Below are 11,852 nucleotides of genomic sequence, written 5' to 3' on the forward strand. Positions count from 1 at the left end.
CACCACCGCCGCACCCCCGCGCCGTCACCGAGCGTGAGGTGCTGCGAGCAGGACTTCAGGGGGGTACCCCGTGGTAGGTAGGCTGGCAGACATGCGCGCACTTCTTGTGGTCAATCCGGCAGCCACCACCACCAGTGCGCGGACCCGTGACGTGCTGATCCACGCGCTGGCGAGCGAGATGAAGCTGGAGGCCGTCTCCACCGAGTACCGCGGGCACGCCCGTGACCTGGGGCGGCGGGCCGCCGACAGCGACGACATCGACCTCGTGGTGGCGCTCGGCGGCGACGGCACGGTCAACGAGGTCGTCAACGGCCTGCTGCACCGGGGCCCCGATCTGGACCACCTGCCGAAGCTGGCCGTGGTGCCCGGCGGCTCCACCAACGTCTTCGCGCGGGCCCTCGGGCTGCCCAACGACGCGGTGGAGGCGACCGGCGCCATCCTGGACGCGCTGGCGAACCGGACCGAACGCACGGTCGGCCTCGGCCTCGCGGCGGGTACGCCGGGCACGGAGGACGAATCGGTGCCGGAGCGCTGGTTCACCTTCTGCGCCGGCCTCGGATTCGACGCCGGGGTGGTCGGCCGGGTCGAACAGCAGCGGGAGCGCGGCAGGCGTTCGACGCACGCCCTGTACGTGCGCCAGGTGCTCCGGCAATTCCTGGAGGAGCCGCACCGGAGGCAGGGCGTGATAACGCTCGATGTGCCCGGTGAGGAGCCGGTCACCGATCTCGCGCTTTCCATAATCTGCAACACGGCCCCCTGGACGTACCTGGGGAACCGGCCGGTGTACGCGGCCCCGAAGGCGTCCTTCGACACCGCCCTGGACGTGCTGGGCCTGCAGAAACTGTCCACGGTGGCGGTCAGCCGCTACGCCACCCAGCTGCTCACGTCGAGCCCGGAGAAGGGCCCGCGGGGGAAGCACGCGGTTTCACGGCACGACCTCACGGACTTCACCTTGCATTCAAAGGTCCCACTGCCCTTCCAGATGGACGGTGACCACCTCGGGGTGCGTACGAGTGTGACGTTCACAGGCGTACGCCGTGCACTGCGTGTGATTGTGTGAGTGGAAGGGACCAAAGTCCTTTAACTCGAACGTTTGGACTGGCTTCCACCCTCTAGAAGTACGGCTGTGACCTAGCCGACACCGAGGAATCAAAAAAAACTTTCCTGAAGGGGTTGTATCCGCCGCCGAGGTTTGCGAATCTCTACATGGCGATCGGGACGGCCCGCAACAACGGCCTCCACTGAGAGCCAGAACCCCTCCTCACTGCACAGGACCACAACCAGTTCATCTGGGCGTTGGGCCTACACCTGCGGGGGGATTCGTGAAAGCGTTCACATTCACAAGCCACAGTACGTAACACCAAGGAGAGGTAGCAGCCATGGACTGGCGTCACAACGCCGTTTGTCGTGAGGAAGACCCGGAGCTGTTCTTCCCCATCGGCAACACCGGTCCTGCGCTGCTGCAGATCGAGGAAGCCAAGGCCGTCTGCCGTCGCTGCCCCGTCATGGAGCAGTGCCTGCAGTGGGCGCTTGAGTCCGGCCAGGACTCCGGCGTCTGGGGTGGCCTCAGCGAGGACGAGCGCCGCGCGATGAAGCGCCGCGCCGCTCGCAACCGGGCGCGCAACGCCAGCGCCTGACCGACGCCACCGCTACGAACCTCAGCGCAGGCGGCGCGTACAGCGCGTACGCACCACCCCGCCCCCCGAGTCGCAGCGCGCAGTACCCCCGAAGCGCATGCTTGACCAGAGAGCCCGGACCGTTCACCAACGGTCCGGGCTCTCTGGCGTGTGCGGTGCGCCGCGCTACTTCTCGTTGCGGACCGGGATGTCGAGGACGACCTGTGTCCCGCGCTCCGGCGCCGGCACCATGCCGAACGTGCCGCCGAGCTCGCCCTCGACCAGCGTGCGGACGATCTGGAGACCGAGGTTGCCGGCCTTCTGCGGGTCGAACCCCTCGGGCAGACCGCAGCCGTCGTCCTGGACGGTGATGAGCAGCCGACCCTCGGCGGGCGAGCCGCCGCGGACCGCCGAGACCTCGACGGTGCCGGACTCCGCGACGGAGAAGGCGTGTTCCAGGGCGTTCTGCAGGACCTCGGTGAGGACCATCGAGAGCGGTGTCGCGACCTCGGCGTCGAGTATCCCGAAGCGTCCCGTGCGGCGGCAGGTCACCTTGCCCGGCGAGATCTCCGCGACCATGGCGATGACCCGGTCGGCGATGTCGTCGAACTCCACCCGCTCGTCCAGATTCTGGGACAGCGTCTCGTGCACGATGGCGATCGAACCGACGCGCCGCACCGCCTCGTTGAGCGCCTCGCGGCCCTGCGGGGATTCCATCCGGCGGGCCTGGAGGCGCAACAGGGCGGCGACCGTCTGGAGGTTGTTCTTCACCCGGTGGTGGATCTCCCGGATGGTGGCGTCCTTGGTGATCAACTCGCGTTCGCGGCGGCGCAGTTCCGTCACGTCGCGCAGGAGGACCAGGGAGCCGATGCGGACGCCCTTGGGCTTGAGCGGGATCGCGCGCAGCTGGATCACCCCGCCCGCGCACTCCACCTCGAACTCACGGGGCGCGTAACCGCTGGCCAGTTTCACCAGGGCCTCGTCCACCGGGCCCCGGGACGGGGCGAGTTCGGCGGTGATCTGGCCGAGGTGCTGGCCGACCAGGTCCGAGGCGAGACCGAGACGGTGGTAGGCGGAGAGGCCGTTGGGGCTGGCGTACTGCACGACCCCGTCGGCGTCCAGCCGGACCAGGCCGTCGCCGACGCGCGGGGACGCGTCCATGTCGACCTGCTGGCCCGGGAAGGGGAAGGCACCGGCGGCGATCATCTGGGCCAGGTCCGACGCGGACTGGAGGTAGGTCAGCTCCAGCCGGGACGGGGTGCGGACGGTGAGGAGGTTGGTGTTGCGCGCGATCACGCCGAGCACCCGGCCCTCCCTGCGTACGGGGATCGACTCGACCCGTACGGGCACCTCCTCGCGCCACTCCGGGTCGCCCTCGCGCACGATCCGGCCCTCGTCCAGCGCCGCGTCGAGCAGCGGGCGGCGGCCACGCGGGACCAGGTGGCCCACCATGTCGTCCTGGTAGGAGGTGGGACCGGTGTTGGGCCGCATCTGCGCGACGGAGACGTACCGCGTGCCGTCGCGGGTGGGGACCCACAGGACGAGGTCGGCGAAGGAGAGGTCGGAGAGCAACTGCCACTCCGAGACCAGCAGGTGCAGCCACTCTAGGTCGGTGTCGCTCAGAGCGGTGTGCTGGCGTACGAGGTCGTTCATGGAGGGCACGTGTGCGAGCGTACCCGTGGATGCCCGCCGGTCCGAACCGGAACCGCTGCCCGTACGTGCAGTGAACCGGGGCCGACATTGGCACCGCGCATGGATGGACACGGCCCAGTGGTCTAGTCCACAATGCTTGATGGAGAAGACCTCCGCTCTCCCCGCACAGGAGAGCGGACGAGGTACCCGCGCTCTCTGCCCTGACTGCGCCGGTGCCTCTCCCCCGGCCGGGGGCACCGCACACCGCCGGCCGAGCCGGCCGCCCGCGAGGGCGGCCCCACTCCGGGCTGCGGTGCTGGTCGGGCTGAGGGTCCCGGCCCGGCGCCGCGGCCCGCGGGTTCTTCCAGGGCCTCAGCGGGTCTCCGTGACCTTCGCGAGCGCGCGCGGCGCGTCCGGGTCCTGGCCCCGCGCGATCGTCACCTCGTACGCCAGCATCTGGAGCGGCAGGATCTCCAGGACCGGCTGGATCTCCTCCGCCACCCCGGCCGTCGGCAGCACGAACCCCGCGGACGCCGCCGCCACCTGTGCCTGCGGCCCGACGACGAAGAGGTCGGCGCCCCGGCCGCGCAGCCGGTCCAGGACGGGCTGAAGGGCCTCACCGCCCCGGCCGTCCGTCACCACGGCGATCACCGGCGAGATGTTGTCGACCATCGCGAGGGGGCCGTGCAACAGGTCGGCGCCGGAGTACGAGAGCGCCGGGATGTAGCTCGTCTCCATGAGCTTCAGGGCGGCTTCCTTGGCCGTGGGGTAGCCGTACCCCCGCGAGGTGATGACCATGCGCTCGGCGAAGCGGTAGCGCGACGCCAGGGCCCTCACCTCGTCCTTGCGGGCGAGCACCTCCTCCGCGAGGTCCGGCAGGACGGCCGCCGCCGCCCCGTCGCCGCCGCGCAGCCCCTCCACGAACAGGTACAGCGAGAGCAGGGAGGCGGTGTACGTCTTGGTGGCCGGCAGCGCCTTCTCGGGCCCGGCCAGGATGTCGATGTGGTACTCGGAGACGGCCGCGAGCGGCGAGTCCGGGTTGTTGGTCACCGCCAGGGTCACCGCGCCGGCCTCCCGGGCCGCCTTGGTGGACGCCACCAGGTCGGGCGAGCCGCCGGACTGGCTGACGGTGACGACCAGGACGTCGCGGAGGTCCGGCTTCGCGCCGTACGCCGTGGTGGTCGACATCGAGGCCAGCCCGCAGGGCAGCCCCAGCGTGATCTCCAGCAGGTACTTCGCGTAGAGGGCGGCGTTGTCGGAGGTGCCGCGGGCGGTGAGCAGGACGAAGCGCGGATTGCGCGCCGCGATCCGCCCGGCGGTCTCACGGATGGCGGGCGCGCCGCGCTCCAGGATGCGGCGGAGCACCGCGGGCTGCTCGGCCATCTCGCCGGACATGATGCGGCCGGGCCACTCGCCCCCGCCGGCCGGGTACGTGGCTGACATGTCTGGTGCCTCCCGGGAGTCGCGCGGTGCCTCGCACAAGTCGAACACGGGGTGCGCGGGGGCCGCCAGCGGGCGACGCCCGGCGGGGCGCGTCCGCGTGCCGGTACGGACGTCCCGGGGCAGGGTGAGTCTGCTAGATTGGGACCTTGATTGGTCTATACCACATATCGTCACTCTCGATCGGATCGGCAGGCCCCGCGTGGAAGTTGTCATCGTCCCGGACGCCAAGGCAGGCGGCGAACTGATCGCGGGGGCCATCGGCGCCCTGCTCGGCCGCAAGCCCGACGCCCTTCTCGGCGTTGCCACCGGCTCTACCCCGCTGCCCATCTACCAGGCCCTCGCGGACCTGGTCCGCTCCGGTGCCGTGGACGCCTCGCGCGCCCGCGTCTGCCAGCTGGACGAGTACGTCGGGCTGCCGGCGGGCCACCCGGAGTCCTACCGCTCCGTGGTGCTGCGCGAGGTGGTCGAACCGCTCGGGCTCTCCGAGGACGCGTTCATGGGCCCCGACGGCTCCGCCGAGGACGTCCAGGCGGCCTGCGAGGCGTACGACAGGGCGCTGGCCGAGGCCGGCGGTGTCGACCTCCAGCTGCTGGGCATCGGCACCGACGGGCACATCGGCTTCAACGAGCCCTGCTCCTCGCTCGCCTCCCGCACCCGGATCAAGACGCTCACCGAGCAGACCCGGGTCGACAACGCGCGCTTCTTCGACAACGACATCGACCAGGTGCCGCACCACGTCATCACCCAGGGCATCGGCACGATCCTGGAGGCCCGCCACCCGATCCTGCTCGCGACGGGCGAGGGCAAGGCGGACGCGGTGGCCGCGACGGTCGAGGGACCGGTCGCCTCGATCGTGCCCGCGTCGGCGCTCCAGCTGCACCCGCACGCGACGGTGGTCGTGGACGAGGCGGCGGCGTCGAAGCTGAAGCTGGCGGACTACTTCCGCGCGACGTACGCGGCGAAGCCGGCCTGGCAGGGGCTGTAGTTCCTACGCGGGAGGGCCGGGACACCGTGTGGTGTCCCGGCCCTCCCGTATGTGCGGAGGTCAGCTCCCGGCGATGATCTCCGCCGCCGCCTGGCCGCAGACGCGGGCGGCGCCGTGCGTCGCGATGTGCAGGGCTCCCCGGGGCCCGGCCTGGGGGACGCCCATCTCGACCACGATGGTGTCCGGGCGCGCCGCCAGCAGCGCGTCCAGGGCCTCGGTCATCCACGCGTGGCGGTGCGCGTCGCGGACCACGGCGACGATGCGCCGCTCCCCCGCCGCCCGCAGCGCGGCCTCGGCCGGGGCCTCGGACGCACCGTTGTACGTGTCGGTCTCCGTGCCCGGGACGAGCCGGGCCAACTCGGCCGCGACGCCCCAGGGGGTCTCGTCGCCCACCGCGATGTTCGCGGCCGGGGTGAAGGCGGCCACGTATGCCGGAGCGGTGAGCGGTGCGCCCTCGCCGGTCACCTTCACCGCGCGGCGGGCGGCGACCAGACCGATGTCCGAGGCGATGCCGGTGCTCTGTGCGGTGCCGGGCGCGGTCCCCTCCTGTGCTGCCGCGCCCGGCTCCCGTACAGCCCCCCGTGCCTCCCGCGTCCAGGACGCGAGGGCGCGGACCCGGGCAGCGGCGTCGGCGAGCCGCTCCTCGGGAAGTTCACCGGAGCGCACCGCCGCGACCAGCGCGTCGCGCAGCCGCAGGACGGTGCTGTCGTCATCGAGCCCGCCGCCGACGCAGAGCGCGTCGGCACCGGCCGCGACGGCGAGGACGGAGCCGCGTTCGATCCCGTACGTCGAGGCGATGGCCTGCATCTCCACGGCGTCCGTCACGATGAGCCCCTGGTACCCCAGCTCCTCGCGCAGCAGACCGGTGAGGATCTGGGGGCTGAGGGTGGCCGGGCGGTGCGGGTCGAGCGCGGGCAGCAGGATGTGCGCGCTCATCACCGACTTGGAGCCGGCCGCGATGGCCGCCTGGAACGGGACGAGCTCCCGGGCGTGCAGGGTCTCCAGGTCGACGTCGATGCGGGGCAGTGCGTGGTGCGAGTCGACCGCGGTGTCGCCGTGCCCGGGGAAGTGCTTGGTGCAGGCGGCGACCCCGGCGGCCTGGAGGCCCTCGACGTACGCGGCGGTGTGCCGGGCGACCAGGTGCGGGTCGGCGCCGAAGGAGCGGACGCCGATGACGGGGTTGCCCGGGTTGGAGTTGACGTCCGCGGACGGGGCCCAGTTGAGGTTGACCCCGCACTCGGCGAGGCGGCGGCCCAGCTCGTGGGCGACGGCCCGGGTCAGCTCGGTGTCGTCCACCGCGCCGAGCGCCAGGTTGCCGGGGAACGACGAGCCGTTCCGCACCTCAAGGCGGGTGACGTCGCCGCCCTCCTCGTCGATGGCGACGAGCACGTCGTCCCGCTCGGCCCTGAGCTGGGCGGTGAGCGCGGCGAGTTGTCCGGGCGTCTCGATGTTGCGGCCGAACAGCCCGACGGAGGAGAGCCCTTCGCCGACCCGGCGCAGCAGCCACTCGGGGGCCGTGGTGCCGGTGAAGCCGGGCTGCAGCACGGCGAGCGCGTCACGGGTGACGGTGTCCGTGGTGGAGGTGAGGGTGGTCATGGGGCGGCGTTATCCCTTCACGGCGCCGGAGGTGAGCCCCGCGGCCATCTTCTTCTGCACGAACATGAAGAAGATGACGACCGGAAGAGCGATCATGGTGGACGCCGCCATGAGGGCGCCGTAGTCCGTACCGCGCTCGCTGGTGAACGTCATCAGCCACACGTTGAGCGTGTACTTGGAGTTGTCGTTGATCAGGATGTAGGCGAAGAGGTACTCGTTCCAGGCGTTCACCAGCGCGAAGATCGACGCGGCGGCGAGTCCGGGGGCGAGCAGCGGCAGGATCACCCGGCGGAAGGCACCGAAGCGGGTGCAGCCGTCCACCATGGCGGACTCCTCCAGCTCCACCGGGATGTTCACCACGAAGCCGCGGATCATGATCGTCGCGAACGGCAGCGTGGAGACCAGGTAGACGACGATCAGGCTCCAGTACTCGTCGATGCCGCCCATGGCGTTGAGCTGGGCGTAGATCGGGATGAGCATCGCCGTGGGCGGCAGCATCTGGACCAGGATCATGATCAGGAGCAGGGGCTTGCGGCCGAAGAAGCGGAACCGGCCGATGGCCAGGGCCGCCAGGGTGGCGATGATCATGCCGCCGACGACGGCGGTGATCGTGACGATCAGGCTGGACTGGACGGCGGTGCCGAAGTTCGGCTGGTCGACGGCCTTGACGAAGTTGTCGAAGGTGATCGACGAGGGCCACAGGGTCTGGTCGTACGAGCGGATCTCGCGGCTGGGCCGCAGGGCGCTGATGACCAGCCAGTAGACCGGGAAGACCATGACCAGCGAGATGCCGAGGCCGAGGATGTTCAGGCCGACGCGGCTCTTCTTGCGGTCCGGGCGCAGGACCTGTGGTGTGTCGGTCGTGGTGCTCATTCGACCTCTCCCGTCTTCATGAGCTGGCGCAGGTAGTACACGGCCACCGCGGACAGCAGGATCACCGTGATCAGGGCGATCGCGGTGCCCTGGCTGAAGGAGGTGGACTCGAAGGCCTTCGAGTAGGAGTAGAGGCCGAGGGTCTCGTACTCCGGCTCGGGCTTGCTGCCGCGCAGCAGCCAGATCTGGCCGAAGACGTTGAAGTCCCAGATCACCGACAGCGTGGCGACCATGCTGAAGACCGGCTTGATGACCGGCCAGGTCACGTAGCGGTACACGCCGAAGCTGCTGGCGCCGTCGAGGGAGGCGGCCTCCTCCAGCTCCTGGGGGACCTGGGTGAGGGCGGCGTACAGGGTGACGACGACGAAGGGGATGGCGCCCCAGACGACCAGCAGCGTGATGATCGCGAAGCCCTGGACCGGGTCGAGGTACCAGTTGTGGCCGAGCCAGTCGTCGCCCACGACCTTCGCGATGAGGGTGTTGATGAGGCCGTAGTCGGAGTCGGCCATGAACCGGAAGATGGAGGCGGCGACCATCAGCGGCATCGCCCAGGCGGCGATGAGGCAGAAGGTCAGGATGAGCCGCACCCAGTTGGACAGCCGGCGCATCAGCAGGGAGATCAGCAGACCGATGCCCATGGTCAGCGACACGCAGACGGCCATGAAGACGACGGTGCGGAAGGTCACCCACCAGAACTCGGAGTCACCGAGGATGTTGGTGAACTGGTCGAAGCCGACCCAGGGTGCGGGATCACCGGTCCACAGCTCGCGCCGGCCCATGTCCTGGAAGGACATGATGACGGTCTTGGCGAGCGGGTAGAGGTAGACGGCGGCGATCGCCACGATCGCCGGGAGGATCAGGAGGTAGGGCAGCAGTTCGCCCTTCTTCCGCTTCCTCTTCTGCTTCAGGGGTGCGGTGCCGCCCTCATCGGACAGCGGGCTCCCGTCCGCCTTGGGATCACGTGGTACGGGGACCGGTGGCCCGGCGGCCTTGGTATCGGCGGCAGTCACGTGGCTGACCTTCCATCGCGGGTCCGAGGCAGCCCCCGGATAACACGGCGTTCTTGAGCTGAAGCGAGCGGGGGCCGCGGCGCAATGCCGGGCCCCCGCCTGGCGATCGGAAGACTTACGCCTTCTTGTTGATCAGTGCGTCGATCTCGCTGTCGGCCTTCTTGGTGGCGTCGGCGACGGACGTGCCCTTGAGGATCTTCAGGAGCATGTTCTCCAGAATCTCCTCCTTCTCGATGGAGGCCCAGCCCGGAGCGATCGGCGTGAACCAGGCGTCCGGCACCGCGTTGGCGATGGCGGCCGTCTCGGGCTTGGCCTTCAGCGGCTCAAGCTGCTTCTCGTTGTTCGGGAGGATGTTCTTCGACGCGAGGACGTCCATGGACTTCGCGTTGGTGAAGAGGGAGATCCACTCCTGGCCGAGGTCCTGGACCTTGGACTTGGAGATGGTGGCGAGGTCGGAGCCGCCGATGAAGGACGGGAGCGCCTTGCCGTTCGGGCCGGGCATACCGGCCGTGGCGATCTTGCCGTCGAGCTTCGGGTTGCCGTTCTCACCCGTGGTGACGCTGCCGGCCTCCCAGGCCTGGCCGTAGATGACCGCGGCCTTCTCGTTGGCCATGACGTTGGCGTGGTCCTGCTCGTCCTTCGTCTGGTCGGCCTTGTTGTACTTCTTGACCAGGTCGACGAAGTGCTGGATGCCCTTCTGCGCCTCGGGGGTGGAGAGGCTGGCCTTCCACTCCTTCGAGCCCTCGTCGTACTTGGCGATCTGACCGCCCTCGGCCGCGACGTAGGACATGGCGGCGTACCAGTAGCGGCCCGGGTAGTACAGGGACGAGGCGCGCTTGTCCTTCTTCGCGAGCTCGGCCTGGACCTTGTCCATCGCCTTGAGGAAGTCGTCCTCGTTCTGCGGGAGGGCGTCACTGCCGGTACCGGCCTTCAGCATGTCCTTGTTGTAGACCGCGAGGCGGGCGGAGGCGTAGTAAGGAACGCAGTAGATCTTGCCCTCGTAGGAGCAGGTGTCCTTGAGGCCCTTGATCCAGGTGTCGGAGTTCTCGTACTTCGCGGTGTCGATCTCGCCGAGCGCGCCGTTGAGGATGTACTGCATGGTCTCGGTGTTGCCGAGTTCGACAACGTCCGGGAACTTGTCGCCACCGAGGGAGGTGTCGAGCTTCTTGACCTTGTCAGCCCAGCCCTGGTACTGGATCTTGACGTTGACGTTCGGGTACTTCTTCTTGAACTGGGCGTTGACGTCCTTGACCAGTTCGGGCCAGGTCGACTGGGCCTCGCCCATGAGCCAGACAGTCAGGTCTTCCTTGCGGTCCTTCGGGTCCTTCGAGGACGTCTTGTCGTCCGAACCACACGCCGCGATGGAAACCAACATGCCCGCGACGCCGATCGCCGCGATGAGCTTGCGCTTCACGCCACCCTCCTCAGGGATGCTGCAACCCCCTCCCCACCGCGCGAGAACGTCGACGAGTACCTCTGGGGCTGGGACCTGGTCTTTAATGGTTTAGACCAGTACCGGGAGCTTGGCCTAGACCTTTAGGGGTGTCAAGGGTGTATAAGAAGTGCACTCGCGTCCGTTATAGGACCGACACCTGAGGGAGGGCGACGAGCCGTGACCGGACCGTGCCACCATGTGAGCCGCGACAGACGGAGGAGCCGGTGACGGCAGCAACGCAGCAGTCGGGAAGGCGGGCCATGGGCGCCGACGGGGGCAGTGCGGAGAACGAGACGGGCGCGGGCGCCGGGACGCGCACCGCGCGCGTACCCAAGTACTACCGGCTGAAGCGACATCTCCTCGACATGACGGACACCATGCCGCCGGGCACCCCCGTTCCACCGGAACGGACCCTGGCGGCCGAGTTCGACACCTCGCGCACCACCGTGCGCCAGGCGCTCCAGGAACTGGTGGTCGAGGGCCGCCTGGAACGCATCCAGGGCAAGGGCACCTTCGTCGCCAAGCCGAAGGTCTCCCAGGCCCTGCAACTCACCTCGTACACCGAGGACATGCGCGCCCAGGGGCTCGAACCGACCTCGCAGCTCCTGGACATCGGCTACGTCACCGCCGACGACACGCTCGCCGGGCTGCTCGACATCAGCGCCGGCGGCCGCGTCCTGCGCATCGAGCGGCTGCGCCTGGCGAGCGGCGAACCGATGGCCATCGAGACCACGCACCTCTCGGCCAAGCGCTTCCCCGCGCTGCGCCGTTCACTGGTCAAGTACACCTCGCTCTACACCGCGCTCTCCGAGGTGTACGACGTCCGGCTGGCCGAGGCCGAGGAGACCATCGAGACCTCGCTGGCCACTCCGCGCGAGGCCGGGCTGCTCGGCACCGACGTGGGCCTGCCGATGCTGATGCTCTCCCGGCACTCACTGGACGAGCAGGGCGAACCGGTCGAGTGGGTGCGCTCGGTCTACCGCGGCGACCGCTACAAGTTCGTGGCCCGCCTGAAGCGGCCGCTGGACTGACCGTCGCACCGACTGACCCGGCGTACGCATGTGCGCCGCGAACGGCCCCCGGACCCGCCTCCGGGGGCCGTTCGGCGTTCCCGTGGCCGGCCTTGGACCGGACCAACCCCCGGACGTTTGCCGCCAATCCGGCCATCCGGCCGGCCGGTGACGACCGTTGCCGGACCGCAATGCGGACGGGGGGTGACGGTGGCCGGATGCCTCGCCTAGATTTCCTGCGCATTACAGGTG

10 protein-coding genes are annotated in these 11,852 nt (G+C 69.5%); 4 read left to right on the forward strand and 6 right to left on the reverse strand.

Annotated elements, in window-relative coordinates; all coding sequences use genetic code 11:
* Positions 1–91: 91 nt before the first annotated feature.
* Positions 92–1,060: a diacylglycerol/lipid kinase family protein gene (locus ACZ6C6_RS11215; RefSeq protein ID WP_469201437.1), complete on the forward strand. Its 969-nt coding sequence runs from the start codon at positions 92–94 to the stop codon at positions 1,058–1,060.
* A gap of 319 nt (positions 1,061–1,379) precedes the next feature.
* Positions 1,380–1,637 (forward strand): WhiB family transcriptional regulator, encoded by a 258-nt coding sequence (locus tag ACZ6C6_RS11220; RefSeq protein WP_003953983.1) that lies wholly within the window; start codon positions 1,380–1,382, stop codon positions 1,635–1,637.
* Between the two features lie 165 nt (positions 1,638–1,802).
* On the opposite strand, the gene ACZ6C6_RS11225 is transcribed toward ACZ6C6_RS11220, so the two are convergent.
* Together ACZ6C6_RS11225 and ACZ6C6_RS11230 are read right to left on the reverse strand one after the other, a co-directional pair.
* Positions 1,803–3,269: a sensor histidine kinase gene (locus tag ACZ6C6_RS11225; protein WP_469201842.1), complete on the reverse strand. Its 1,467-nt coding sequence runs from the start codon at positions 3,267–3,269 to the stop codon at positions 1,803–1,805.
* A 351-nt stretch (positions 3,270–3,620) separates the two neighbouring features.
* Positions 3,621–4,691: an SIS domain-containing protein gene (locus ACZ6C6_RS11230; RefSeq protein ID WP_469201439.1), complete on the reverse strand. Its 1,071-nt coding sequence runs from the start codon at positions 4,689–4,691 to the stop codon at positions 3,621–3,623.
* Positions 4,692–4,890: 199 nt separating this feature from the next.
* On the opposite strand from ACZ6C6_RS11230, the gene nagB reads away from it, so the two are divergent.
* Positions 4,891–5,676 carry a glucosamine-6-phosphate deaminase gene (gene nagB, locus ACZ6C6_RS11235; protein WP_469201441.1) on the forward strand — a complete coding sequence of 262 codons (786 nt, stop codon included), beginning with the start codon at positions 4,891–4,893 and terminating at the stop codon, positions 5,674–5,676.
* Positions 5,677–5,736: 60 nt separating this feature from the next.
* Here the strand turns inward: nagB and ACZ6C6_RS11240 are convergent, their stop codons facing one another.
* From ACZ6C6_RS11240 to ACZ6C6_RS11255, 4 genes are all read right to left on the reverse strand, one after another.
* The gene (locus ACZ6C6_RS11240) at positions 5,737–7,272 is read right to left on the reverse strand and encodes a glycoside hydrolase family 3 protein (protein ID WP_469201443.1); all 1,536 of its coding nucleotides are present in this window, start codon (positions 7,270–7,272) and stop codon (positions 5,737–5,739) included.
* A gap of 9 nt (positions 7,273–7,281) precedes the next feature.
* Complete coding sequence (locus ACZ6C6_RS11245) at positions 7,282–8,145, reverse strand: carbohydrate ABC transporter permease (protein ID WP_365680342.1); 864 nt, start codon at positions 8,143–8,145, stop codon at positions 7,282–7,284.
* Entirely contained in the window at positions 8,142–9,155 is a 1,014-nt protein-coding gene (locus ACZ6C6_RS11250; protein ID WP_469201445.1) for a carbohydrate ABC transporter permease, read from the reverse strand. The genes ACZ6C6_RS11245 and ACZ6C6_RS11250 overlap by 4 nt, the downstream gene beginning before the upstream one ends.
* Positions 9,156–9,270: 115 nt before the next feature.
* Complete coding sequence (locus ACZ6C6_RS11255; protein WP_469201447.1) at positions 9,271–10,569, reverse strand: sugar ABC transporter substrate-binding protein; 1,299 nt, start codon at positions 10,567–10,569, stop codon at positions 9,271–9,273.
* Positions 10,570–10,850: 281 nt separating this feature from the next.
* Here ACZ6C6_RS11255 and ACZ6C6_RS11260 point away from each other — a divergent pair, with 281 nt between their 5' ends.
* Positions 10,851–11,621 carry a GntR family transcriptional regulator gene (locus tag ACZ6C6_RS11260; RefSeq protein ID WP_469201844.1) on the forward strand — a complete coding sequence of 257 codons (771 nt, stop codon included), beginning with the start codon at positions 10,851–10,853 and terminating at the stop codon, positions 11,619–11,621.
* Positions 11,622–11,852 lie beyond the last annotated feature (231 nt).

This window comes from Streptomyces sp. NPDC041814 (assembly GCF_055590565.1).